Raw genomic sequence first — 24,341 nt, 5'->3', positions numbered from 1 at the left:
TACGTCTCCTCTTTATGTATGTCTATATGCTAACTTGTTAGAAAAAATATAAATATATATTACCATAAATAAATTTGGATAAAAACAAAATTCTACAGAAAATACTAAATTTTTTATATTTGATACAATAAGGGATAGATTGAAAAAAGACAGATATATCTGGAGTATAAAAAAATAGCAGGGGAATAAATCCCTTGCTATTCTTATAATTAAATATTTAATCATAATCATGTTCATACCTACAAGGACAATATTTAGTATATTTATAAGGACAATATTCACAATAGTAATCTTTGTAAGGACAATATCCATAATGATAATATTTATAATGGCAATTTTTACAGATGTCTTGAGGGTCGCTTGTACTGCATTTATTATCAGCAAATTCATTGTCAGTGCCATTGTCATCAATATCTAATACTTTATTGTTGCACACCTTATTCTGGACAACGTTGTTTTCGTCTCCTTCAATATTTATACCATTTGCCTTATTACATTCTATACAATTCCTAATGATGGTGTTTTTGTTTAAAACAATAATTCCATCTTCTTTGTTCTCTTGAATATTATTTTCTTCAATAATGGTAAAGTCACCACCACTAGCAATTCCGTTGTCACTATTCCTTTTGATTTCGTTTTCAGAAAGAATGCAGTTTTTAGATTCGATAGAGACTACCAACTCTCCATCGTTACAATTGATTTTATTGTTTATTAACACGCTATTAGGGCTAGAGATGATACGTTGACCACTGGTTTTAAATACCTCATTACCTAAAAGGAGTGTATTAGGTGACGGGAAGAGTGCAAAACCAATTCCATTATTAAAGGATAGATTACATGCAAGTGCGTTACCTCTTGACTCTTCTATACGTAAACCAACGTTATATCCATGCACTACGTTTTCTATTATCCAGTTGCTATCTGATTGTAACCCTACATATATACCATCACCATTACCATTACCTTTTACTTCATTTTTCCATATCAGGTTACCAACTGACAAAGCACAAATAATTCCTCGGTGTGTAACCATGATTTTGTTACCAATGATACGGTTATAATTACCACCACTTATTAAGATCCCATCATTATAATTCTGAATCTTAAATCCTTTAATCTCCACTCCAGAGACATCAGTAACACTAGTTATTGAAAAGGCAATATCAAGGGAACCTATTGTCCCATCAAGAAGAACATTTTTACCATTTGCTATAATACGGATATTATTAGTGGTAATATGCACTTCTTCATTATAAGGCTCCATATTTTCTTTTGGACTTACCAGGATTACATCACCTTCTGATACAATATCCACTGCTTCTTGGATAGTTGAAAAATCATTAGGCACATTAATTATTGCCATAAAACCTCATCTCCTCTCATCACTACACAATATGTAGACAAGTCTTTAATTGGAACGGACAAGGTTAAAATATTTTTATAAAAAAGGAAACTATGTAGAATATATGTATATAAAATTAATTTTAACAGAGGGATAAATAATGTTTAATATAGGAGTGATAACAATATATTACTCCGTATCATATTATAGAGTAAGTAATTAGATAAATATGGAGATGAGCGTATGGAAAGCAAATACCCATATATAGCTATAGCCAATGTAAGAGGAGGGCCGATCAGACCACAAATTAGAGGTGTAATCTTTATAAGAGATGTACCTGGGGGTGCTCTGGTATATGCGAATATACAGGGATTGCCACCGTATCAACCTGCAAGAGGAGATCTTGATCCTATAGGTCCCTTTGGGTTTCATATCCATGAGTTTGGAAATTGCAACATAGGAGAAAGTGATGCTCCATTTAAAGATGCTGGTGGTCACTGGAATCCAACTAATCAACCTCATGGGAATCATGCAGGAGATTTTCCTGTTCTATTTTCAAATGATGGAAGAACAACAATGGAGTTTTTTACTAATAAATTTAAGGTGAGAGATGTAATAGGAAAATCCATTATAATACATGAAAATCCCGATGATTATAGAACACAACCTTCAGGGAATGCAGGAAGAAGACTTGCTTGCGGAGTAATAAAACCCTACTACAATTATTTACCATTTTACTGATAAACAACTATTCAAATGTAGAAATAAACAATACAAAATACAATACCTAGTGATGGAAAATATAATGACAATGCAGGGGCTTAGGTTCCTGCTTTTTTTAGTTCTTAAATAATGAATGATTAATGGATTATTTAAGCTAGGGTAAACACACACTAGTTTTCCAATTGGATTAAAATTCCATAAAATAATTAGCTACATACGGGAATACTATTGATGGAATTAGCAGCAGAATTAAAAAATATATAATAGGGGAAATAATAAAATGAAAGCCAGTATTAAAAAACAGTATAGAACTATACAAACTATTTTTATGATTTTATTAATAATACTTTTAATATCAGCCATCAGCATGACTTTTGTATATTATAAAGTAAGTAATGCATTAATACATAGAACAAGTGAAAAACGAATAGAAATATCTTTAAATCCAGAAAAATTCTCGTGGGAAGAAGTTGTGTTCAAAAGTAAAAAAGATAATCTAACTTTAAAAGGCACTTTTTTCTATGCAAAAGTACCTAGTAATAGGACATTGATTGTAGTACATGGTTATGATGAAAATAGACTAGCGGCTGGACGAACAAAAAGGTTAGTTAAATATCTGACACCACGGGGATATAATGTATTTGCTTTTGATCTAAGAGGTCATGGTAATTCAGATGGGGACTTGATTTCTTTTGGTTATTATGAAAAGTATGATGTATTAGGTGCTGTAGACTATTTAAAGGAAAGAGGAGAAGTTGGAGAAAAAATTGGGCTTGTTGGTTTTTCTATGGGAGCAGTTACTTCAATAGAAGCTGTAGGAGAAGATGAAAGAGTAGATGCTTTAATTGCCGATAGTGCCTTTAGAGATTTGAAACTTTTTATCATGGACGATATAAATACTCTGCCACATAATTTAAATATTGTATCAAATAACGTAGGGGGGTTATCTTATTGGTCTATACTTCGTCACTTTCCTTATAAGAATAAAGTTATAATTATGATAGCGAAAATATATGATTTAAACATAGATGAAGTTTCTCCAATGCGTACAGTAAAGAATATGCATTCACAACCCATTTTTCTTATTCATGGTAAAAATGATAAGGTTATACCTTATACTAATTCAGAAGTAATTTTTAAGTCACTCAAGAATAATTCTAATGCTGTATTTTGGATTGCAGAAAAAGCTGGGCATACAGATAGTTTGAAGATGTATTCAGAAGAATATCTAAAAAGAATAAAAACTTTTTTAGACAAAAATATGTAATATTAAAGGCAGGAAAAACTTCCTGCCTTTACAACTTCCTAAACAAACTAAATTTACAATATATGCATAAAAAATTAATTTTAACAGAGGGATAAATAATGTTTAACGCATGAGCACCTATAAGGGGTTATTTTCGAATGAATAAGTAATAGGTGAGCATAATATTTTTAAATTAGTATTCTTATTGAAATAGATATAAGATAAAAGAGAGGTTTTACGAATGAAGATTACAGATGAAAAGATAGAGCAAATATTGGCGCCACATTATAGTGAAGATGAATTGCCAGTGTATTATTGTCATGGGAATATGCAGCCAACATTTAAGGACTCATTACTACTGGGGGTATTTTCTTCTTTCAAAACTAAATTTTTTATTCTTGGTTTTACAAGCCAGAGTCTTGTTATGGTTAAGTTGGATTTGATGTCTAATCCTAAGGAGACGACTGTAATTCCTTATAGGGAGTTTAGGGATGTACAGATATCTAATTTGTTTTTAGGATTAGGTAAAAAGCTTCATATTTATCTTTATGATGGTAAGGTAATAAAGTTAAATTTAAGTAAGCGTGCTGGCGGAATAAAGAAACAGCAAGAAAATATTGAGAATATTTGCACTATGTTTGAGAATAAATGGGGTAAATAAAGATTAACTAATTGAGAAAAAAGTGTCATATCTTTTTGAAGCAGTTTATATTTGATAGCGGCATTGGTCGCTATTTTTTTTGTCTAAAAATAGAAATGGAGGTATGAAAATGCTTAATGTAAAATTGTTTTATGGACAAATTACAAAGAATTTTAATATTAAACAATTTAAATGTAGAGCTAACGGAGAGGTAATAATTAATGCTGATGTTATAGCACATATACAGCGATTGCAAAAGTTACGTCAGTGGTATGGAAGAGTTATAAAAATTAACAGTGGTTATAGGATTCCTGCTTATAATTCAAAAATAGGTGGTGTTCCAAAGAGTAAACATATGCTAGGAATAGCTACAGACTTTGCATTACCTTTAGAAGAATTCAGTGGGTATACATAGCATAGAAAAAATGAATTCTTAAATAATGTAAAAAATAAATGGTTTCAACTATGTGAAGAAGATAAATAATAATAAGGACCTTAGAGGAATAGTAACTATAGTAATGTTAGCTATATTTGTTCAAATTTTAGTTACTATATTTTTCAAAGTAGATGTTGCAATTCTTGAAACATTTACATAAGCTATAAGACAGTTGGCAGCAATGGTAGTAACTTTCTATTTTACAAATAAGGCTACAAAAGATAAAATTCAGGAGTAATTTACAGGGGAGAAATCCCCTGTTTTTTTATTTGTAAATAGATCAAATGTAACATAAAGTATATTCTATCCTGCACAAAGAAAGAAGTTGCTAAATAAGCACAGTTGGAATAGTAATAGAAATAACATTGCTATTACAGAAATGAAAGAGATTATTACTGTTGTTCCAGTTCCACTAGGGATTGAAAAAATAATAGGATATAAGGTATAAATTAAGTTTCAAGGCCTTGTAGGCTTTCTTTGTATCCTTTGTGGACAAGCTACAAAAGGCGCCAAGGGACCTCTTGAATGTCTAAAGGGCATGCGCAAAGGGGTAACCCCTAGCTACCGCCTTACACAATGCAATAAAAACAAATTGCTCTTTTCAAGTTGGTTTCAATCAATTGAAGAAATCCATTTTTTACACGAAGAACATTTGACAATTGCAAAACCTATTGGTTCGCCTATTTCTTTAAGATTGAACCCTTCAGCTTCATCGTAACTTACATCATCACGCCTATAGACTAAATCTAAATTCGCTCCGCAATTCTCGCACTCGCTACCCTTAGCAAGATAACGAAACTCCTTATCTCCCACGAACTCTACAATCTGCTCGACTGGAAATTGCTCTGCATAATGATCGTGAAAATTATCTTTGCTTAACAATTTAATCACCCCTCTGAGTTTTTAGATATATTATAACCAAGAAAAAGGTAATCTAAAATGCCCAAAATCAGCATTCGTGTCATGAGACGCAAAGTAAATAATAAGTATCATAGATCAGAAGCTCCTGAATAACCAGGGGCTTTATTAATAGTACTAACACTATATTTAGTAAATGTAAATTAATTGGAAAAATTTAATGTATATGATTTTATTTACAACAATGATACAATGCAGAAGTCTAAAAATATGAGTAGATTGTGGTTAACTGAGCATTATAAAAAATCATTATATCATAGAGTAAAAAAACATGGGAGAGATAATAATGGAATATAACTTAGCTTATTTTATGGGACGTGTTGCAGGAATAATTATTAGTAGTGCAATAATTTCTGTAGTGATAGCTTCAATAGTATACGCATTTACAAAATCATTTAAATTTAAAAAGATATTCAAAATTGTTACACCTATTTGGGCAATAATAACTGTTTTAATAGCCTTTGCACTGCCCTTTATAAAGTCGTTAATCTTGTTAGGCAATGGTGGTAGATAATTTTTAAAGAAGACCTTTCAATTATTGATTAAATGTTAGATTTACGTGATTTGATGAAAAACTAAAATCAAAAGTGATAAAACAATCTTTAATGCAGGTGAGGTGTGGGAGATAGACATATTTTAATCTTTTAAAAAGGGGAGTGTAGTTATGGATAGTTTGTTTAGTGTAGAAACTACTATAGAAAAAAGAGATTATCGTAAGTGTATGTATTCGTACGCTTTTATTTTAACAAAATTTAAATTATATTTGATTATTGCACCTATTTTAGCAAGTGTAGTTATAAATTATATACTTGAAACTGATTCTATTAAATACTTTATTTTCAATGTGATAGTAGTATTTATACTAATTGTTATTGCTGTGTCCTTGAAATTAGAGTACCAAATTAATCGTTTAATAAAGACAGATAAGTTTTGGAATGCTACAAGAAAATTAGATTTTTATAAAGATTATTTGATTAAAAGTATTTCTGTTATAGAAGGGTATTCTAAAATAAAATATGAACAGTATTATAAGGTCATTGAAATGAAAGAGTATTTTCTTTGTTTTTATAATATACAATTGGTTTTAATAATAAGGAAAAAAGATATGGAAAGTGAAACATGTGATAAGTTAAGGGATATCTTTAAAGAAGAGATGGGTAAGAAATATAGAAAAATAAATATTTAAAGCACAATAAAAAACAGCTTCGCTGGGATTGGGTCTATTAAGGAATTAAACTAAGATTTAGTGAAAAAAAAGCTGGTATAGAACCAGCTTTTTGTATCTTAACTAGAAGCGTAATGCTATAGGCTTTTATGTACTAACCGTGTGATTAATACAGGCGCTTAGGCCCCTGTATTTTTTTATTTTATACTTAGATTATTTCAATACTTTAAATCTAGAACGTTTAGATTATACTCCTACAAAATCTTTAATGGTCAATCAATTATTTGTATGATCAATTTATAGCAATACTAAGTGATTAATGCAGGGGCTTAGACTCATGCTTTTTTTAGTTTTTGGATAAATACTTAAGTTCTGAAATAGTTATGCTATAGCTAATGTCATGAAAACTATAGTATGGCTAAACCAAGTAAAATAGAGTCCTTAGAATTAGGAAAAAGAGTTTTTGAATTAAGAGATAACGGTAAAAATAACGTTAAATCTAAATATATTGTTATGAAATTACAATCCTTAGAAGATAGTAGTTCCATATGATAAGGAGATATAACTATAAGGCACTTTAGGAATATCACGATAAAACTTTTAACACTAGCTGTTAAATTTTACCCATTTTGACTAATACTTATAAATGGTATTATTAACAATGATACATCGTTTATGAAAGGATGTGTTAATTATAAAGCATTGGATAACAAGAATGTTAATTTTATTATTATACTGTATTCCATATGGATCTCTAGCTTATAAATATGACCTCGAGACTAGCAATGGAATGGATTCTACAGGTTTAAAATGGATGATTATTGCTTTTTTAATACTTATGTTTTTATGTATAAAAACAGGTAGTAAGAGACTTGTAATTTGGGGAAATATAGTAACTTTTCTTATATCTTATGTATGTACGGCGCATATGATCCCCAAATGGGCTTTTGGTTGTACTCAGCTACTTTTCAGTCCATATGACATATTGATAATTAATAGTGTAGGCTTAATCTTTATTCAAATATTCGGTGGGGTCTTTTTAATAATAATTAAAGGAATAAAGGTAGGAATACGCAGAATATTAGATTGTAAACTAAGCTGATTTTTCAATCCAGAGCCACTTAATTAAAATCTAGCACGTATATTGTTTGTACCAGGTTAAAACAGCATAGGTAGGGGTAGTACCAGCAAACGTGTCATAGGGTGTAAAGTAAAATTATAAATGTAGTAAAATAGCGAGTTTCAAGTATTGAATATGTTTAATTATTTTAAACAAATACTTGTTTTCTTAAACAAACTATAAGTGTTGAAATTGCTATATTATTATATCTACTTTACACTTCATTACAGCTATGCTGGTATTAGGCCAAGAAAGGAGTTAGGTCATATGAAAATCACATATAGTATAACTAAAGAAGATTTTTGGAATTTTAATAAATTCATTTCCCATCAAACTACTGAAGGCAAACGAAACAAGATGTTTTCAAATATACTTATTCTTATTAGTGCAGGAGTGTTTTTTCATTTCACCAAATTAGTTGATATAAATGATTCAATACTACTTACAATTGCGTGGATACTTGGTTTGTCAATTGCAAACTATATTACACGTTATCCTATGGCTAAAAGACGAGCTTTTAAATTTGCCAAAACAGAAAAGGGGATATTAGATGAACAAACTATAGAAATAAAATTAGAGGGGATTTCAAAAGTAACACATTCTAGTAATAACTTTTATAAATGGACAGCAATAAGTAGAATAGATATGATAGATGAATATATATTTGTTTTTTTAAATAAAAGAAAAGGCATTGTTATACCTAAAAGAGTTTTTAAGTCAGAAAACGAAGCTATCCAATTTTATAACACAGCAATCGGATATTTCAAATCTTCTTAATCAATTCAACCACCTAGTTTTAACGGTGAAAACCCCTCACTTTTTAAAAAGAAGGTTTTTTTTTTTTAGTGTATTAATGTATCCGTCAAAGATTTACCGTCTTGAAATAGAGAATCCAGTATAACTAACTATACATTAAGTGAGGTGATATTGTTCATGAAACTAAAAAAAATAATTAAAGAGAGATGGAAATTTTATTTAGTAGGTTGGATATTTGCATATATTATAGCGGTAAACAAAGGTGCTGAAGTAAATGATGTTACGCATTTAATAATGTTGAGGGTAAGTGACATTTTTTTTGGTGTACTAGTTGGAACAGCACTCTACTATGGTCACATACGCATCCCTGTATATGAGGTTCCCTTTAAGATGTCAAAATATATGATAGCATTTGTTTTAGTAATATTAAGCCTTAAAATTCTTTCTTAAAGTTTAGAATAATGTATCTAAATGTTATATTTCCATACTCTTGTGTAGTTTTGAAATAAAGATTGATCAAAACTATATGGTTTAAATATTTCAACATAAGAATTTTTATAATAAAGATTAACTATTTTTAGTAATAAATGTTGAAATTATAAGTTTTTATAAGGTATTAAAAAGTGCTAGGGAATTATATTCCCTAGCACTTTTTCTGTCCGATAAAAGATTATTCTTTGTTACTTGTAATCCTAGTACTAGCAAATGTGTCATAGGATGCAAAGTAGATATCATTCAAGCTATTCTAAATAAACCTGTTCGTTTATCAGGTATATTAATTCTCACACAAAAAGGGCAAATTAAGTCCCTTGATGTTGATCGTATTAGGTTACTTGATGAAGTATAGTGAAATAGCATACATTAAAACTTTAGACCAGGAACTCCTGGTCTTTTTACATTTCTTTCTTAAAGTATTTGTTATAATCACTTAGAATTAAGCATACCATATATTATAAAGTACAAACGTATGTTCGAAAAACGTTTACAAAGAACGTATGTTCGGGTATAATTATGGTAGATAATACAAAATTATGAAGGTGATGACAATGAAAGATAATAGAACCATATTTCATATAGATGTAAATTCTGCATACCTTTCTTGGGAGGCAGTACATAGACTACAACATGGATATGGAATTGACTTACGAAGGATCCCTTCTGTAGTAGGGGGAGATCCAAAGACTAGGCATGGTATTATACTGGCAAAATCTATACCAGCTAAGAAATATAAAATTAAAACAGGCGAAACACTGCATTCAGCGTTACAAAAATGTCCAAGTCTGACAATAATTGCACCGTCATATGGCCTGTATATGAAATGTAGTAACGCAATGGTTGAAATCTTAAAAGAGTATTCACCTAACATTCAAAGGTATTCAGTAGATGAATGCTTTTTAGATTATACAGGAATGGAGAGGCATTTTGGAGAACCAGAAACTGCAGCTTACATGATAAAAGATAGGATAGAAAATGAATTAGGATTTACAGTTAACATTGGAATTTCCACTAATAAACTATTAGCAAAAATGGCATCTGATTTCACTAAGCCTAATAGAGTGCATACACTTTATCATGAAGAGATTCCTTCAAAAATGTGGCCCTTGCCAGTAGAAGATTTATTTATGGTGGGTAGAGCTACAGCTCCTAAACTGCATAAGCTAGGAATATGTACTATAGGACAACTAGCAAACTACAGCCTGGAACATATCAAGTATATTTTAAAAAGCCATGGAGAAATGATATGGAAATATGCTAATGGAATTGAAGATTCTAAAGTAAGAATAAGTAATTATGAGAATATGAAGGGGATAGGTAATTCAACAACGGTGGCTTTTGATGTAGAGGATAAAAGGACAGCATATATGATTTTATTAGGCTTAACAGAAACTGTATCTATGAGGTTAAGGGATGCAAAATCATGTTGCAGAGTAATTGCTGTAGAGATAAAAAATACAAATTTTACACGCTACACACATCAGAAAAAATTATTCTCCCCAACAGATACAACTAAACATATTTATACAGTGGTTAAGAGTCTTTTTGATGAAGCATGGAAAGGGGAATCTATAAGGCATTTGGGAGTGCGTGTTTCTACCCTTAGCAGTAACCAATTCTCTCAACTGTCCTTATTTGATGAAAAGGATATTGAAAAACGAAAAGCACTAGATAATACAATAGATAGCATCAGATCAAACTTTGGTAGCAAATCTATCATACGTGCAAGCTTTTTACATTCGGGAGTAAAGCCACTAATTGGAGGTGTTGGTGCTGAGGATTATCCTATGATGTCAAGTATATTGTAAGGGGAGATTATTGTGAGGGTAGTAGCAAGGGCAATAGAAATGATAGTGTGGTTTGAAAGTGATGGAACTCCACATCCGATTAGATTTAGATTAAAAAGAGAAGATGATGAATGGTGCACAATAAATGTTGAGAAAATAGTTACGGTAGAGAAAGAAAAACTAGCTGGAAACCATATGTATGTTTTTAGATGCCAGAGTGAAATAAGTGGATTGAAGAGGACATATGAGCTTAAATATGAGATAGCTACTTGTAAATGGATATTATTTAAGGTATGAAAGTTATTTGTTTAGCATCTATGTTGTGAATGAGAAAAAACATTAGACCAGGAGATCCTGGTCTTTTACATTTTTTTAGATTAGAGGCATTAAAGCACGAGTTAGAATTAAGGCAATAACCATAGAAAATGCCAATGACAATAAGAAAGCTATCCTAATAAAAGTATATTTCATAACAATCACTCCTCTAACAGAGAGTATGTGATTAGTATTGGAAATATATATTACAATAAGTTATAAAATAAACTTTAGTATTACTTTTTATATCATAAAGTAAAATATTATAAGCATATAGATATATGCAGTTAAAATTTATAATTTAAAAAATTGATAAGGAGAATACAATTATGAGAAGAAAGATTATTTTTCTGGTAGTAACAATGTTAATGTTGGCATCTTTTCAATTAACAGGTTTTGCAAATGAAGCAACAGATATTAATGATGGGATAGCAATTATAGTGAATGGAGAAGCATTTTTCCTTGAAGGAGGCTTTGTTGTTGAAAATGAAATGACATTAGCTCCTGCAGCAGAAATATTTACATTACTAAAGATGGATGATGCATATTGGAATGAAGATCTACAAGAAATTACAGCCACAAAGAATAAGAAAATAATAAGAATGTTTATTGAAAGTGACAAAGCTTATATAGATGGAGGGCAATTTGATTTAGGAGTAACTCCTAAGATAATTGATTCAACAATATATGTTCCTGTAAAGTTTATATGTGAAGCTGTATATGCAGAAGTATATTGGAGCGAAGAAGATCAAGCCGTAATAATAACATACGAAGAGAAGCAAAATAGTATATCCTTACCGACTATTGAATTAGAATCGAAAAAACCTGAGAAAATGGAAAATCAGATGTTACCTGATGTAGCATATTTAGATATAAATGTATCACCAGAAGATACTAAGAAGGCAGAAATTAAAGCTCAAATAAGTCAAGTAGAAAATGAAATAAGTAATGTTAAAATAGGTATTGAAAATTTAAAAAATCATATTGCTGATGGTAGAGATAATCTGAAAGGTTTGTTAGACATAGATGAGGAGACATTAAGAAAATTAGAAGAAAAAAAGACTAAACTGGAAGAAGAACTTAAGAAATATGAATAACATATAAAGTTGGGAATTATTCCCTGCTTTACTTTTTGCTCATATATTTAAGTTACTGTAGAAAATACATTACTGTGTTTTTTTATTTTTTGAAGAAATTTGCTTGCATTTACCCAAATTTGATAAAAAAGAAAAAATGTTGCAGGAAGAATATTTAAAATACTATATACTATTTTCTAATAAAAAAAATGGTGATAAATTTGATGACAATGAAATTTTGAATATATTTCAAACATTTGGTATTAAAGATGTGACATTAGATAACAAGACCATGGGGAGTTTACTGTATAACAAAGAAATCCCATATAATGAATTAGAAACACTTAAAGCAATTGATACTTTGATCAATCAATATAAAACTAATCCATCATTAGTAAAATTAGCTAATTTACTCAACTTAAAATCACAAATAAGTGTTAGTAATAGGTTGAAAAAATTGCAAAAGGCTGGATATATTACAATTGAAAAGAAAAATAAAATAGCTAATAATATTGTTATTACAGATAAAGGGGGAGAAATATTGTAAGATTTTTCCGCCATTCTAGGGCTATATATATCCTTAAGAAAAGAGCAAAATTAGAAACAATACAACGTGTAGTGGGCCATTCAAATATTTCAACTACGCAGATATATACACATATGAACATGGATGAGGTAATTGCAATTGATGGTGATATATAAATATTGATAGGGTAGGAGCAATGTAAGAAAATAATCTCCAAGCGTTAATATAAAAATAATACACAGCAATGTATTTGTAGAAATCCTTTCTTTTATCCTTGGATGTAATAAGCTCCATAACGACTCTCCTTTATTTAGAATCGTTATGAGTATTTCCGAGAAGCGTTAATGTATGCACTATTTAAACAAAATAAAATTTTGTAAATGAGGCGAGTAATGATAAAATATAAGAAATAATATTAGAAGTTAGGGGTGGTTAAATGATATCTAAAAATAAACGCCTTGGTGTGTTGCTTATAATAGTAATTATGACTTTTGGTTTAATAGCATGTCAAAATACTAATGATGTAAAAAATGAAAATAAAGGAAGTATATCGGAGGATATAGAATATAAAAAAATAACACCTTCTGATGCCAAAGAAAGGCTTGATAAAGAAGAAGGAATTATACTATTAGACGTAAGGACCAAGGATGAATATGCAGAAAAACATATACCAAATAGTTTATTGATATCTGTGGATGAATTAGAGAATCAGGTTGAAGAAAAAATACCAGATAAAAATACTACCATATTCGTTTATTGTAGAAGTGGAAGAAGAAGTCGAATTGCATCAGAAAAGTTAATAGAGATGGGTTATACAGATGTATTTGATCTAGGTGGTATTATAAATTGGCCGTATGAAACAGAAACTGGACAGGTTTGATGTACTGAACCCCAAAGTTCGGACTAAAATTTAATATTATGCAACTGAAAGTTGGTTCCTGTATTCTACAGGAGCTATTTTTAGTTTACTTTTAATTCTTCTGTTATTGTAGTAATAAATATATTCATGAAGACCTTTAATAAAAATTCCTGAAAAAAAGAATTTGGTAAATCCAAGTGTCAGAGACGCAACTGCCACTTGCTGAATGGCTAGAATATGGCTATCTTTGCAGTTAAGGGAGAAGGATCACATAACCGAATGTGCAAAATCCTATTTGATGAAGTAGAGAACACCCCTATAGTAACCGATTTTATTAGTCATCATATACACGAATTTAGACGGCATTAACTAGGGGCAATATTTACACAACAAGCAGATAATATTTTAGAATCTGGATTAGTAGCTTTGCTAGGTGAAAAAATAATCAATGAAAGCACACAAAGTGATAACTATATGGTTTTTTCGGTATACACGACTGATTTAGGATATGAAAAAATAAAAGTGCTTGGAGCTCTTAACAACTTTATAACTATAGGCAGGACAGAAAAAGTAAAAGCTAGAGATAATTAAATCCCTAGCTTATTTTTCTCATTGCACTTTTCACTACATCTATTACATTTTTCTAATTAGAAAAAATGTCTACATGAACCTCATCATCTTTTAGATAGGTAACAATACTTCCACGTGAAGGAGACTTGTACGACAAAGTTAAATGTTCCCCTTTTAATATACATAAATCATATGTATAGAATACACTAAGTTAGTCTCCATTTTTTCAACTAAATATTGATAAACTTTTCTATTTCAGCTTGGTCAAAAATAAAATGTTCGCCCTTATTGACCATTACACAAGGAAGGCCGATGCCACCTGATTTTTTGATTTCATCAAACTCAGGTCTGATGTCTCGATATTTCAAAAATCTTTTTAGATTTAACATACTATCTGTAATATCGATATATAAAAATTCAATATTATTTTCTGAAAGAAACTCTTTCACTGGGTCACAATCTGGTCAAAGTTTGCTACCGAAAACTGTAATTTTATTCATTCTTATTCCTCCTATAAAAATTCTATGAATTATGTACAACCTAAATTCCACGTCAAATTAAATTAATTCTCAAATTGAAATTGATTTATGAAGAATCTAGGAAACATCTTCTATATTGTAACATTGGTAAAAGAAGATATGCAACGGCAAACAGATAATATTTTAGAATCTGGATTAGTAGCTCAGTTAGGTGAAAAAATTATTAATGAAAGTACACAAAGTAATGGCTATATGATTTTTTCGTATACAAGATTGATTTAGAAGATAAAGAAATAAAAGTACTTGGAGATCTTAACAATTTCCTAAATACAATTTGTGAGAATTAAAAGAAAGGTTAGTTATCTCCTTGAATACAGTGGAACTAAAGGAATTACACTGTGAATTAGCAAATTGGTTCTAAAAAGATTTCATAGTCCTAATTTATAAAGATACGAAAAAGGTTATACTAGATTTATAACTAAATTTTCACCCAAATTAAATCCAAAGAAGTAATTATGTCTACGAAAACCTAGTATAGTGTTGAATATAGTCACATCAAACTGTTATAATATGATAGTATATATATCGAATTAGATTAGAAAAGTATTAATTGTTATAAGGGAGCGACAATTTAAAGGGCAAAAGAAAACAAGTAGGATGTTCACTAAAGGAATCCCTTGTAAAAAATAGATATAACATATAATTTAGGAGGAAATAACTTTGAGCGAAAGAAAAGAAGCAAAAGTATCATTAGAAGACATTGCACTTCAAAATGAATACATTGAAATAATGAAAGCGGAAAACGAAGAGGACTATGAAAAAACTCATAAGAAAAAAAAGGCGCTAATTGTTACATATGGTTGTCAAATGAATGAGCATGACTCGGAAAAATTAATGGCAATGCTTGATAACATGTCGTATGAACAGGCTGATAATATAGATGATGCAGATTTAATTATATATAATACTTGTTGTGTAAGAGAAAATGCAGAACTAAAGGTATACGGTAACCTAGGACAATTAAAGCCTAAAAAGGCAAAGAAGAAGGATATGATTATTGCTGTCTGTGGTTGTATGATGCAACAACCACATGTGGTAAATGAGATAAAGAAAAAATATAGACATGTGGACATTATATTTGGTACTCACAATCTTCATAAGTTTCCACAATTATTAGTTGCATGCAGACAAAAGCAAACTATGGTTGTAGATGTATGGGAAAGTGAAGGAGAAGTAGTAGAAGGATTAAAGGCTGCAAGAAGGTTCTCTTTAAAGGGATTTGTAAACATAATGTATGGTTGTAACAATTTCTGTACCTATTGTATAGTTCCTTACACTAGAGGAAGAGAAAGAAGTAGAAAGCCTGAGGATATAGTAAATGAAGTAAGAGAACTTGGTCAAGAAGGAACTAAAGAAATCACACTTTTAGGTCAAAATGTAAATTCCTATGGAAAGACATTAGAAGAAAAGGTAGATTTTGCACAGCTACTTAGAATGTTAAATGAAGTAGAGGGAATAGAGAGAATTAGATTTATGACTTCCCATCCAAAGGATCTATCCTATGATTTAATTGAGGCCATGAGAGATTGTGATAAGGTATGTAATCATATGCATCTACCAGTTCAATCAGGAAGCAGTAGAGTATTAAAGAAAATGAATAGACACTATACTAGGGAAGATTATTTAAAAATAGTACATGATCTGAAAAGAGAAATACCTGGTGTGGCCATAAGTACAGATATAATAGTCGGATTCCCAGGAGAAACGGAAGAAGACTTTAATGATACGTTGAGTTTAGTAGAGGAAGTTGGATATGATTCTTCATTTACTTTCTTATATTCTATTAGAGAAGGTACCCCTGCTGCTAAATATGAAGATCAAGTACCAGAAGATGTAAAGCATGAGAGATTTAATAGATTGCTAAATGTATTAAATCCTATAATCAATGACAATAATAAAAAGCTAGAGGGAAAAACTTTAAAAGTTTTAGTAGAAGGATTAAGTAAGACAGATAAAACAAAGTTAATGGGAAGAACAGAAACAAGTAAACTAGTTAACTTTAGTGGAGATAAAGAATTAATCGGTCAAGTGGTTGACGTAAAAATTACTAAGGCAAAAACTTTCAGTTTAGAAGGTGAAGCTTTATAGGACAATTAAAAACCAGGGATATCCCTGGTTTTTATAACATTCTTAGGAGGAAGTAGTTGGGTTTTAATTTACTGTAGGAGGAATAGGTGAATGGGAAAATTAACTCCAATGATGAGGCAATATCTGGATATAAAGAATAAATATAAAGATTGTATTTTATTTTTCAGATTAGGAGACTTTTATGAAATGTTCTTTGAAGATGCTAAAACTGCATCAAGAGAACTTGAAATTACACTAACGGGAAAGAGCTGTGGATTAGAAGAAAAGGCAGCCATGTGTGGAGTACCTTTTCATTCTGCACAAAACTATATAGCAAAACTTATAGAAAAGGGATACAAAGTAGCCATCGCAGAACAGGTAGAAGATGCGTCTAAGGCTAAAGGGTTAGTAAAAAGAGATGTGGTAAAGGTAGTAACTCCAGGAACAGTTATGGATGCAGAGCTACTTAAGGATAATGAAAACAACTATATCATGTCCATATATGTGGATGAGGGTGGAATTGGTATAGCTTATTCAGATATAAGTACGGGAAGATTAAATAGTACTCAAATAATAGATGACAATCCATTAGGTGCATTAATAGATGAAATAGTTAAGACTAAACCTAGAGAAATTATTATAAATAAAAATACTCATAATGGAATTAATATAGAACTTGAGATTGGGAAGATAATTAGTCCTTATATAAGTTTATTCGATGGTTGGGCCTATGATTTAGAGTATGGTCAAAATAAAATACTAAAACAATTAAATATACTAAGTCTAGATGGAATTGGTCTTAGTGACAAAAACTATAGTATATGTGCAGTAGGATCACTACTTGAATATATAGAAACTACTCAAAAGAGTAGCATATCATTTATTCAAAATATAAGATTTTATTATTTAGATAACTACATGGTACTAGATAAGTTCACAAGACGTAACCTAGAGCTGGCAGAGACCATGAGGGAAAAAAGTAAAAAGGGTTCCCTACTTTGGGTATTAGACAAAACTAATACGGCCATGGGAGCTAGACAAATAAAGAAATGGGTAGAAGAACCCCTTAAAAATGCTGATGAGATACAAGGAAGATTAGATGGAGTAGAAGAACTTAAAAACAACTTTTTAGTAATGGAAGAGTTAAAGGATTATTTAAAAAGCGTATATGATTTAGAGCGTTTAGCCGTAAGGATTTCTTATGGAAATGCCAATGGAAGGGATATGACGGCTTTAAAGACATCCCTAGAACAGCTTCCTAATATAAAAAATACTATAAGTAATATGGAGTCTTCCAAAATAAAGGAAATAAGAGAAAGAATAGATACTTCTCAAGAAGTGACAGAAATCATAGAAAATGCCATTGTGGAAAATCCACCTGTTACTATAAAGGAAGGTGGCATAATTAAGGATGGATATAACGAAGAATTAGACGAACTAAGATACATTAGTCGTGGTGGGAAAGAGTGGATATCCAATTTAGAAAATATGGAAAAGGAAAAGACTGGCATTAAATCCTTGAAAATAGGCTTTAACAAAGTATTTGGATATTATATAGAGGTGACTAAATCAAACCTTAGCCTAGTTCCAGAAGATTATATAAGAAAACAAACCTTAGCCAATGCTGAAAGGTATATAACTCCTGAATTAAAGGAAGTGGAAGCTAAAGTATTAGGTGCTCAGGATAAAATTGTAGAACTTGAATATGATATATTCTTAAGTTTAAGAGAAAAGATAAAGGAACATAGTTTACAAATTCAAAAGACTGCCAGTGAGATAGCTCAATTAGATGCGCTCCTTTCATTTGCACATATAAGTAATGAATATAACTATGTAAAGCCTGAGATAAACTTTGAAGGCAAAATTCATATTGAAAATGGTCGTCATCCTGTAGTAGAAAGAATGATGACAGATGAAATATTTGTGGGAAATGATACATTACTAAATAAGGATGAAAATAGATTTTCCATCATAACAGGACCAAACATGGCAGGTAAGTCCACTTATATGAGACAAGTTGCCTTAATTACATTAATGAGTCAGATCGGTTGTTTCGTACCAGCAGATAGAGCAAATATAGGTATAGTGGATAGGATATTTACTAGGGTAGGAGCATCTGATGACTTAGCCCAGGGTCAAAGTACCTTCATGGTTGAAATGAGCGAACTTGCCAATATCCTTAATAATGCCACTAAGGATAGCTTGATTATTTTAGATGAAATAGGAAGAGGAACTAGTACTTATGATGGACTTAGTATTGCTTGGGCGGTAGTAGAACACATTAGTAATATTAAAAACATAGGTGCCAAGACCTTATTCGCCACTCACTACCATGAATTAACTGACCTAGAAGATACATTAGATGGAGTTAAAAACTACTGTATAGATGTGAAAGAAAACGATGGAAATGTAGTATTCTTACACAAAATAATAAAGGGTAGTGCAGATCAAAGTTATGGAATAGAAGTAGCTAAATTAGCTGGAGTAAAAAATGATGTTATAGATAGGGCTAAAGGAATACTTGAAAAACTTGAAAGTGACCATGTAAAACCTACTATAGATTATGATGAAGTAAAAGAGGATAAGGTTGAATATAAAGAAGAGAAAATTCAAGAGGTGGAAAAGGAAATTGCCGTGTGTGAACAACAATTAGATTTCTTTGTACCGAGTGAAGATTCTAAGATAGTTGAAGAATTAAGAAAGATTAACATATTAGAGATGACACCTATGGACGCAATGAACGAACTTTATAAACTGAAAAAATTAATATCTAAGTAGTTTGTAGAGCTAAAAGTGGGTTATATATAAATAGAATTATTAAATCCAAATAAGGGTGAGAATATGGAAAAAAGAATTAATAGATTAGATGAGATAATAGCAAATAAAATAGCGGCAGGTGAAGTGGTGGACAGGCCTGCTTCTGTTATAAAGGAATTGGTGGAAAACTCCATAGATGCAAAGAGTGATAAAATCACTGTGGAGATTAAGAATGCAGGAAAATCCTATATAAGAATAAGTGATAATGGTACAGGCATACATCCTGATGATGTGGAAGTTGCCTTTGAAAGACATGCAACTAGTAAGATAAGAAAAGTAGAAGATTTAAGCAGTATATTGTCCCTTGGTTTTAGGGGAGAAGCCCTAGCCAGTATAGCTGCTGTATCCCAATTAGAATTAATAACTAAAAGCAAGGATCATAATGTGGGAAGAAAGGTAGTAGTTCACGGCGGAAAACTCATATCTAACGATGAAGTGGGAGCACCTGGGGGAACTACCATATTGGTAAAAAATCTATTTTATAATGTACCTGCTCGTTTTGAATTTATGAAATCAAATGGATCAGAGACTTCTTATATTATAGATATAGTTAGTAAATTGGCACTAGCTTATCCTAATATATCCTTTAGGCTTATTAATAATAATAAGGTAGTATTTGTGACTAATGGTAATGGAGACATAGTTAATAATATAGCTAGTATATACGGAAAAGATATAGCTAAAAATCTAATAAATGTGGAAGAGAAAATAGATAATATTACTGTAAAAGGTTTTTTATGTAAGCCTAGTGTTACTAGGGGAAATAAAAAATTACAAACATTTTTTGTAAACCAAAGATATATAAAATCTAAGACCGTATCAGATGCTGTATCTGATGCATATAAAACTCTTATAACCATAAACAGACACGCCATATGTTTCGTTTATGTGGAGATGAATCCTAACTTAATAGATATAAACATCCATCCAGCTAAAACTGAAATAAGGTTTAAGGACGATGAGAATGTTAAAAAGGGTATTAGTTATGTCCTTAAAAAAGGTCTTTTTAGTAAAAGTCTAATTCCTAATATAAGGGAAGAGGAAAAGATAAGAAAAGAGGCCAAAATAAATATAATTAATACACCTATAATTAAAAGTGAAATAGAAAAGCCTAAAAATATAATTAATACAGTAGTTGAAAAGGAAGAACCTAAAGCGCATATAGTGAGTCCCATAAAAAATATTGAACATGTGAATACAACACCAATCCCATGGGAAAATAAAATAGATAAAGTGAAGGTTACGGAAAAAGACATAATAAAACCTGAAATGATAGTTAAAGAAGAAAAAGTAAAATACGAACCCCAAATTGAAAAAGAGGATAATGTAGTAGATGAAGTTCAAGTTATAGAAAAGGAACCAGAAGTAAAAAAAGTAATAGAAAAAAATATAGAAGAGAATATAAAAGAAGAGACAGAAGAAAATATAGAAAAAGACATTTTACCTACAATTTTTGTGGATACTCACAAGGATGAGATACAGGAGACTTTCATAGAGAAGGATGAAGATGAGTTTATATTAGATATAAGAATAATAGGTCAATTATTTAACTCTTATTTAATAGGACAGGCAAAGGATAAAATGTATTTAGTAGACCAGCATGCGGCCCATGAGAGAATATTGTATGAATGGTTCTTAAAAAAATATAAAAGTCAAAAACCATTAACTCAAAAGTTATTAGTTCCTATTTTAATAGAGTTTAGCATATATGAGTATGAAACCATAAAAGAATTCATCCATGTATTTGAAAACTTAGGATATGAAATAGAAGACTTTGGTCAAAATACATTTAGAATAACATCTGTACCTGTTATCTTTGGAAAACCAGAAGCGGAGAGTTTTTTCAAAGAGGTGGCAGAATCCTTTAAGTATATATCTAGTTCCTATGATGCAAAGATAGAAAAGGTAATTTCCATGGCGTGTAAAAATGCCATAAAAGCAAATGATAAATTAATGGATATGGAAATAGATAGATTGATGGATGAATTATCTAAGGCAGACAATCCATATACGTGTCCCCACGGACGTCCCGTAATCATATCCATGACAAAATATGAAATAGAGAGAAAATTTAAGAGAAAATAAAGGAGCTTACTTATGAAAAAGCCTTTAATAATTATAGTAGGACCAACAGCTGTTGGAAAAACTGAAACTTCTATAGAAATAGCAAAAGAATTAAATTGTGAAATAATATCAGCAGACTCTATGCAGATATACAAGGGCATGGATATTGGTAGTGCAAAGCCTACCATGGAAGAAAGACAGGGAATTCCTCATTTTTTAATGGATGAGGTAGATCCTAGGGTAGATTACTCTGTATCTGATTTTCAAAAGGCTGCTAAGAAATATATAGATGAAATAATATCTAGAGGAAAGATTCCTATGATTGTGGGAGGAACAGGTCTTTATGTTAATTCAATCATATACAATATAGACTTTTCATCTACTAGTCAAAACAAAGAGCTAAGAGAAAAACTAGAAGCAGAGGCACAGGAATTTGGTAATGAATATGTACACAATAAATTAAAAGAAGTAGATGAGGAAGCAGCAAAGAGAATACATGCAAATAACTTAAAAAGAGTAATCAGAGCACTTGAAGTATATTATGAAAGTGGAGACAAAATAAAAGAGTTTAAATCTAACCTAGTTCCAAATGAGGAGTATGATTATTGTCTCATAGGTCTTATAAGAGATAGAGAAGAACTTTATGATAGAATAAATCAAAGGGTAGACATACTAATGGAAATGGGACTTTTAGAGGAAGTTAAAAAACTTATGAAACTTGACCTTGATGTGGATAATATATCTATGAAAGGGTTAGGATATAAGGAGATAATAAAGTACTTAAAGGGCGAATATACATTAGAAAAGGCTGTAGATATACTAAAAAGAGACACTAGAAGATATGCTAAAAGGCAAATTACTTGGTTTAAACGATACGATGAAATGCAGTGGTTTGATATAAACAAATATGATGGTAAAGAAGATTTAATGGAAGATATTATTAAATATATAGAAGGAAAGTTAGATTTAATATAGAATATAAGTTATTAGCCATATAAAATTCTGGGAGGTTAAAACTAATGAAAAACGCTATAAATTTACAAGATATATTTTTAAATCACGTAAGAAAAGAACATGTACCTATTACTATATTCTTAATGAACGGATTTCAATTAAAGGGTTTAGTAAAGGGTTTTGATAGCTACACAATAGTATTAGAGGGAGACGGAAAGCAAAATATGATTTATAAGCATGCTGTATCTACTATAATACCAGCTAGAAAAGTAGCTTTTATGCAAGATAGAAGAGAAGAGAACAAATAAAAGAACATAAAAACAAAATAAAAAAATAAAAATGGCTAGGAGATAGATTTTACAATCTATCTCTTTTTTTTATTAGTGACTCATATGTTAATAAGAAGAGAATATTTTTTTATTTTCATAAATAAAATTTTAATAAGTTCTACTTTATTCCTGAGGTGATGTATTTGATAAGAAAAGAAATCATTATAAATAAATATAGACAGGGACAAATTTCAACGGAGGATTTTTTCATTAAACTTATAGAGGAAGAGAAAAAAGAAAAGAGAGAATCGGTGGAAAAAAAGGCATTAGAAAAGTTAAATAAATTAATAGGTCTTAAAAGAGTTAAAAAGGTGGTAGAAGAAATAATAGCTGTAACCCTAGTACAAAAAATAAGGAAGGAAAAACTTTTAAAAAGTGAGCCGGTAGTTATGCACATGATATTTAAAGGAAATCCTGGTACGGGAAAGACTACTGTGGCTAGGATTCTAGGAGAAGTATTTTATGAGATGAACGTTTTATCCCAGGGTCATTTGGTAGAGGCAGAAAGGGCTGACTTAGTTGGAGAATATATAGGTCATACGGCTATAAAAATGAGGAACCATGTTAAAAAGGCCCAAGGGGGTATACTGTTCATTGATGAGGCCTATTCCCTATGTAGGGGTGGAAAAAAGGACTTTGGAAAGGAAGCTATAGATGCGCTAGTTAAAGGTATGGAAGATAATAGGGAAGATTTTATACTTATATTAGCAGGATACAAAGAGGAGATGGATGCATTTTTAAGAAGTAATCCGGGCCTTAAGTCTAGATTTCCTATACAAATAGAATTTGAGGACTATAATTTAGATGAATTGATAAGTATAGGAGAACTAATGCTTAAAGATAGAGAATATAAACTATCCCTTGGAGCTAAGAAGAAAATGAAGGATGTAATTGAGAAAAACTATAAAAGAGATAGGTATATAGGCAATGCTAGAATGGTAAGAAATATAATAGAAGCATCTATACGAAATCAAGCAGTGAGACTAAAAAAGACTAATAAGTATGGTGTAGAAGATCTTATATATATAAGAAAAGAGGATATTAATAAGGGGGAGATTAATGGTTAGGTGTATAGTTATAGGAAAGGATAATAGTGGCAAAACTATTTTCTGTAAAAATTTTTCTAAATTCCTGCATCCTAAAAATAAAAAAAATGAAACACTTACACAAAAGAATCTAACCAACTATAAGATAAATATTAAAAATGAAGAAATATATTTAATAGATAGTGTGAGTATTGATTCAGGAATAGATAAATCGGAGAGAAGAAGAAGGGAAAGGACAAAGACATTATATGCTTTAATAGAGGCTGAAATAATAATTCATATTATTGATGCTACAGATTTTTCTTTTGATGGTATAGATAAATATATATTAGACTATGGTATGACTAAAGATAAATATTTAGTTTTATTAAATAAAACAGATAAGATACATGATAATAATTTGATGAAAAATATGATAAGGACTTATCCTAAAATAAATATATTTAATATTTCAGCAAAGAAAAGAATTGGCTTTAACAATGTGAAAACCTGTTTGCGACATATGATTTCTTGTGATAAAATACATAGGAAAAACTATTTTGGATGGTGAT

General features: G+C 30.4%; 31 protein-coding genes. 27 read left to right on the top strand and 4 right to left on the bottom strand.

Going from position 1 to position 24,341, the window contains the following annotated elements; genetic code table 11:
- Positions 1 to 217: 217 nt before the first annotated feature.
- A complete protein-coding gene (locus CCE28_RS01690) occupies positions 218 to 1,363 on the bottom strand; it encodes a NosD domain-containing protein (protein ID WP_095130310.1) in 1,146 nt (381 codons plus the stop codon).
- Positions 1,364 to 1,585: 222 nt separating this feature from the next.
- Here CCE28_RS01690 and CCE28_RS01685 point away from each other — a divergent pair, with 222 nt between their 5' ends.
- From CCE28_RS01685 to CCE28_RS22655, 6 genes are all read left to right on the top strand, one after another.
- A complete protein-coding gene (locus tag CCE28_RS01685) occupies positions 1,586 to 2,083 on the top strand; it encodes a superoxide dismutase family protein (protein ID WP_095130309.1) in 498 nt (165 codons plus the stop codon).
- Positions 2,084 to 2,345: 262 nt separating this feature from the next.
- On the top strand, positions 2,346 to 3,332 hold the full coding sequence (locus tag CCE28_RS01680; RefSeq protein WP_095130308.1) for an alpha/beta hydrolase: 987 nt from the start codon (positions 2,346 to 2,348) through the stop codon (positions 3,330 to 3,332).
- A 220-nt stretch (positions 3,333 to 3,552) separates the two neighbouring features.
- Positions 3,553 to 3,972, top strand: a complete 420-nt coding sequence (locus tag CCE28_RS01675) for a PH domain-containing protein (protein WP_095130307.1) — start codon at positions 3,553 to 3,555, stop codon at positions 3,970 to 3,972.
- Between the two features lie 109 nt (positions 3,973 to 4,081).
- Positions 4,082 to 4,366, top strand: a complete 285-nt coding sequence (locus CCE28_RS01670; protein ID WP_176461596.1) for a D-Ala-D-Ala carboxypeptidase family metallohydrolase — start codon at positions 4,082 to 4,084, stop codon at positions 4,364 to 4,366.
- A 52-nt stretch (positions 4,367 to 4,418) separates the two neighbouring features.
- Complete coding sequence (locus CCE28_RS22660) at positions 4,419 to 4,547, top strand: hypothetical protein (protein ID WP_278277501.1); 129 nt, start codon at positions 4,419 to 4,421, stop codon at positions 4,545 to 4,547.
- A gap of 165 nt (positions 4,548 to 4,712) precedes the next feature.
- On the top strand, positions 4,713 to 4,835 hold the full coding sequence (locus CCE28_RS22655; RefSeq protein ID WP_278277500.1) for a hypothetical protein: 123 nt from the start codon (positions 4,713 to 4,715) through the stop codon (positions 4,833 to 4,835).
- Between the two features lie 164 nt (positions 4,836 to 4,999).
- Here CCE28_RS22655 and CCE28_RS01665 read toward each other — a convergent pair whose 3' ends face one another.
- Entirely contained in the window at positions 5,000 to 5,269 is a 270-nt protein-coding gene (locus tag CCE28_RS01665; protein ID WP_095130305.1) for a hypothetical protein, read from the bottom strand.
- A 322-nt stretch (positions 5,270 to 5,591) separates the two neighbouring features.
- Between CCE28_RS01665 and CCE28_RS01660 the strand changes: the two genes are divergently transcribed.
- From CCE28_RS01660 to CCE28_RS01610, 12 genes are all read left to right on the top strand, one after another.
- The gene (locus CCE28_RS01660) at positions 5,592 to 5,819 is read left to right on the top strand and encodes a hypothetical protein (protein ID WP_095130304.1); all 228 of its coding nucleotides are present in this window, start codon (positions 5,592 to 5,594) and stop codon (positions 5,817 to 5,819) included.
- Positions 5,820 to 5,969: 150 nt separating this feature from the next.
- Positions 5,970 to 6,491 (top strand): YcxB family protein, encoded by a 522-nt coding sequence (locus CCE28_RS01655; protein ID WP_095130303.1) that lies wholly within the window; start codon positions 5,970 to 5,972, stop codon positions 6,489 to 6,491.
- A 393-nt stretch (positions 6,492 to 6,884) separates the two neighbouring features.
- Complete coding sequence (locus CCE28_RS21990; RefSeq protein ID WP_176461595.1) at positions 6,885 to 7,022, top strand: hypothetical protein; 138 nt, start codon at positions 6,885 to 6,887, stop codon at positions 7,020 to 7,022.
- A gap of 163 nt (positions 7,023 to 7,185) precedes the next feature.
- Entirely contained in the window at positions 7,186 to 7,572 is a 387-nt protein-coding gene (locus CCE28_RS01650; protein ID WP_095130302.1) for a hypothetical protein, read from the top strand.
- Positions 7,573 to 7,857: 285 nt separating this feature from the next.
- Positions 7,858 to 8,367, top strand: a complete 510-nt coding sequence (locus tag CCE28_RS01645) for a YcxB family protein (RefSeq protein ID WP_095130301.1) — start codon at positions 7,858 to 7,860, stop codon at positions 8,365 to 8,367.
- Positions 8,368 to 8,523: 156 nt separating this feature from the next.
- On the top strand, positions 8,524 to 8,796 hold the full coding sequence (locus tag CCE28_RS01640) for a hypothetical protein (protein WP_095130300.1): 273 nt from the start codon (positions 8,524 to 8,526) through the stop codon (positions 8,794 to 8,796).
- A 596-nt stretch (positions 8,797 to 9,392) separates the two neighbouring features.
- The gene (locus CCE28_RS01635; RefSeq protein ID WP_095130299.1) at positions 9,393 to 10,649 is read left to right on the top strand and encodes a DNA polymerase Y family protein; all 1,257 of its coding nucleotides are present in this window, start codon (positions 9,393 to 9,395) and stop codon (positions 10,647 to 10,649) included.
- Between the two features lie 12 nt (positions 10,650 to 10,661).
- Positions 10,662 to 10,925, top strand: coding sequence for a hypothetical protein (locus tag CCE28_RS01630; RefSeq protein WP_095130297.1), 264 nt, complete (start codon positions 10,662 to 10,664; stop codon positions 10,923 to 10,925).
- 347 nt (positions 10,926 to 11,272) lie between these two features.
- Positions 11,273 to 12,040 carry a copper amine oxidase N-terminal domain-containing protein gene (locus CCE28_RS01625; RefSeq protein ID WP_095130295.1) on the top strand — a complete coding sequence of 256 codons (768 nt, stop codon included), beginning with the start codon at positions 11,273 to 11,275 and terminating at the stop codon, positions 12,038 to 12,040.
- Positions 12,041 to 12,143: 103 nt separating this feature from the next.
- Positions 12,144 to 12,566 carry a LexA family protein gene (locus tag CCE28_RS01620; RefSeq protein ID WP_095130293.1) on the top strand — a complete coding sequence of 141 codons (423 nt, stop codon included), beginning with the start codon at positions 12,144 to 12,146 and terminating at the stop codon, positions 12,564 to 12,566.
- Positions 12,560 to 12,721, top strand: coding sequence for a tyrosine-type recombinase/integrase (locus CCE28_RS22965; protein WP_095130291.1), 162 nt, complete (start codon positions 12,560 to 12,562; stop codon positions 12,719 to 12,721). Before CCE28_RS01620 ends, CCE28_RS22965 begins: the two co-directional genes overlap by 7 nt.
- Before the next feature lie 260 nt (positions 12,722 to 12,981).
- Entirely contained in the window at positions 12,982 to 13,425 is a 444-nt protein-coding gene (locus CCE28_RS01610; RefSeq protein ID WP_242972868.1) for a rhodanese-like domain-containing protein, read from the top strand.
- Between the two features lie 36 nt (positions 13,426 to 13,461).
- Here CCE28_RS01610 and CCE28_RS22960 read toward each other — a convergent pair whose 3' ends face one another.
- A complete protein-coding gene (locus CCE28_RS22960; protein ID WP_176461594.1) occupies positions 13,462 to 13,623 on the bottom strand; it encodes an IS3 family transposase in 162 nt (53 codons plus the stop codon).
- Positions 13,624 to 13,830: 207 nt separating this feature from the next.
- Here CCE28_RS22960 and CCE28_RS01600 point away from each other — a divergent pair, with 207 nt between their 5' ends.
- Positions 13,831 to 13,995, top strand: a complete 165-nt coding sequence (locus tag CCE28_RS01600; RefSeq protein ID WP_095130287.1) for a DUF4359 domain-containing protein — start codon at positions 13,831 to 13,833, stop codon at positions 13,993 to 13,995.
- A gap of 209 nt (positions 13,996 to 14,204) precedes the next feature.
- On the opposite strand, the gene CCE28_RS01595 is transcribed toward CCE28_RS01600, so the two are convergent.
- The gene (locus CCE28_RS01595; protein ID WP_207652835.1) at positions 14,205 to 14,423 is read right to left on the bottom strand and encodes a hypothetical protein; all 219 of its coding nucleotides are present in this window, start codon (positions 14,421 to 14,423) and stop codon (positions 14,205 to 14,207) included.
- A 138-nt stretch (positions 14,424 to 14,561) separates the two neighbouring features.
- Here CCE28_RS01595 and CCE28_RS21985 point away from each other — a divergent pair, with 138 nt between their 5' ends.
- The 8 genes from CCE28_RS21985 to CCE28_RS01560 all read left to right on the top strand — a co-directional run bounded on the left by CCE28_RS21985 (position 14,562) and on the right by CCE28_RS01560 (position 24,340).
- Complete coding sequence (locus CCE28_RS21985) at positions 14,562 to 14,735, top strand: hypothetical protein (protein ID WP_176461593.1); 174 nt, start codon at positions 14,562 to 14,564, stop codon at positions 14,733 to 14,735.
- Between the two features lie 438 nt (positions 14,736 to 15,173).
- Positions 15,174 to 16,601: a tRNA (N6-isopentenyl adenosine(37)-C2)-methylthiotransferase MiaB gene (miaB, locus tag CCE28_RS01590; RefSeq protein ID WP_095130283.1), complete on the top strand. Its 1,428-nt coding sequence runs from the start codon at positions 15,174 to 15,176 to the stop codon at positions 16,599 to 16,601.
- 90 nt (positions 16,602 to 16,691) lie between these two features.
- Positions 16,692 to 19,358, top strand: coding sequence for a DNA mismatch repair protein MutS (mutS, locus tag CCE28_RS01585; RefSeq protein WP_095130281.1), 2,667 nt, complete (start codon positions 16,692 to 16,694; stop codon positions 19,356 to 19,358).
- 63 nt (positions 19,359 to 19,421) lie between these two features.
- Complete coding sequence (gene mutL, locus CCE28_RS01580; protein ID WP_095130279.1) at positions 19,422 to 21,482, top strand: DNA mismatch repair endonuclease MutL; 2,061 nt, start codon at positions 19,422 to 19,424, stop codon at positions 21,480 to 21,482.
- Positions 21,483 to 21,494: 12 nt separating this feature from the next.
- Positions 21,495 to 22,436, top strand: a complete 942-nt coding sequence (gene miaA / locus CCE28_RS01575) for a tRNA (adenosine(37)-N6)-dimethylallyltransferase MiaA (protein ID WP_095130277.1) — start codon at positions 21,495 to 21,497, stop codon at positions 22,434 to 22,436.
- A gap of 44 nt (positions 22,437 to 22,480) precedes the next feature.
- Entirely contained in the window at positions 22,481 to 22,723 is a 243-nt protein-coding gene (gene hfq / locus CCE28_RS01570) for an RNA chaperone Hfq (RefSeq protein ID WP_095130275.1), read from the top strand.
- A gap of 164 nt (positions 22,724 to 22,887) precedes the next feature.
- The gene (locus CCE28_RS01565) at positions 22,888 to 23,811 is read left to right on the top strand and encodes an AAA family ATPase (protein ID WP_242972866.1); all 924 of its coding nucleotides are present in this window, start codon (positions 22,888 to 22,890) and stop codon (positions 23,809 to 23,811) included.
- Positions 23,804 to 24,340 carry a GTPase gene (locus CCE28_RS01560; protein WP_095130271.1) on the top strand — a complete coding sequence of 179 codons (537 nt, stop codon included), beginning with the start codon at positions 23,804 to 23,806 and terminating at the stop codon, positions 24,338 to 24,340. The genes CCE28_RS01565 and CCE28_RS01560 overlap by 8 nt, the downstream gene beginning before the upstream one ends.
- Position 24,341 lies beyond the last annotated feature (1 nt).

Origin of the sequence: Anaeromicrobium sediminis (assembly GCF_002270055.1) — a bacterium.
In the GTDB taxonomy this organism is placed as follows: Bacteria; Bacillota; Clostridia; order Peptostreptococcales; family Thermotaleaceae; genus Anaeromicrobium; species Anaeromicrobium sediminis.
Note: the sequence above shows the minus strand (reverse complement) of the source record. Positions and strands in the feature narration are given on the sequence as shown.

Bases quoted from the DNA above. Each gene is read 5' to 3' on its own strand.
- CCE28_RS01690 (WP_095130310.1), bottom strand. From the start codon at position 1,363: ATGGCAATAATTAATGTGCCTAATGATTTTTCAACTATCCAAGAAGCA.
- CCE28_RS01685 (WP_095130309.1), top strand. From the start codon at position 1,586: ATGGAAAGCAAATACCCATATATAGCTATAGCCAATGTAAGAGGAGGG.
- CCE28_RS01680 (WP_095130308.1), top strand. From the start codon at position 2,346: ATGAAAGCCAGTATTAAAAAACAGTATAGAACTATACAAACTATTTTT.
- CCE28_RS01675 (WP_095130307.1), top strand. From the start codon at position 3,553: ATGAAGATTACAGATGAAAAGATAGAGCAAATATTGGCGCCACATTAT.
- CCE28_RS01670 (WP_176461596.1), top strand. From the start codon at position 4,082: ATGCTTAATGTAAAATTGTTTTATGGACAAATTACAAAGAATTTTAAT.
- CCE28_RS01660 (WP_095130304.1), top strand. From the start codon at position 5,592: ATGGAATATAACTTAGCTTATTTTATGGGACGTGTTGCAGGAATAATT.
- CCE28_RS01655 (WP_095130303.1), top strand. From the start codon at position 5,970: ATGGATAGTTTGTTTAGTGTAGAAACTACTATAGAAAAAAGAGATTAT.
- CCE28_RS21990 (WP_176461595.1), top strand. From the start codon at position 6,885: ATGGCTAAACCAAGTAAAATAGAGTCCTTAGAATTAGGAAAAAGAGTT.
- CCE28_RS01650 (WP_095130302.1), top strand. From the start codon at position 7,186: ATGTTAATTTTATTATTATACTGTATTCCATATGGATCTCTAGCTTAT.
- CCE28_RS01645 (WP_095130301.1), top strand. From the start codon at position 7,858: ATGAAAATCACATATAGTATAACTAAAGAAGATTTTTGGAATTTTAAT.
- CCE28_RS01640 (WP_095130300.1), top strand. From the start codon at position 8,524: ATGAAACTAAAAAAAATAATTAAAGAGAGATGGAAATTTTATTTAGTA.
- CCE28_RS01635 (WP_095130299.1), top strand. From the start codon at position 9,393: ATGAAAGATAATAGAACCATATTTCATATAGATGTAAATTCTGCATAC.
- CCE28_RS01625 (WP_095130295.1), top strand. From the start codon at position 11,273: ATGAGAAGAAAGATTATTTTTCTGGTAGTAACAATGTTAATGTTGGCA.
- CCE28_RS01610 (WP_242972868.1), top strand. From the start codon at position 12,982: ATGATATCTAAAAATAAACGCCTTGGTGTGTTGCTTATAATAGTAATT.
- CCE28_RS21985 (WP_176461593.1), top strand. From the start codon at position 14,562: ATGAAGAATCTAGGAAACATCTTCTATATTGTAACATTGGTAAAAGAA.
- mutS (WP_095130281.1), top strand. From the start codon at position 16,692: ATGGGAAAATTAACTCCAATGATGAGGCAATATCTGGATATAAAGAAT.
- mutL (WP_095130279.1), top strand. From the start codon at position 19,422: ATGGAAAAAAGAATTAATAGATTAGATGAGATAATAGCAAATAAAATA.
- miaA (WP_095130277.1), top strand. From the start codon at position 21,495: ATGAAAAAGCCTTTAATAATTATAGTAGGACCAACAGCTGTTGGAAAA.
- hfq (WP_095130275.1), top strand. From the start codon at position 22,481: ATGAAAAACGCTATAAATTTACAAGATATATTTTTAAATCACGTAAGA.
- CCE28_RS01560 (WP_095130271.1), top strand. From the start codon at position 23,804: ATGGTTAGGTGTATAGTTATAGGAAAGGATAATAGTGGCAAAACTATT.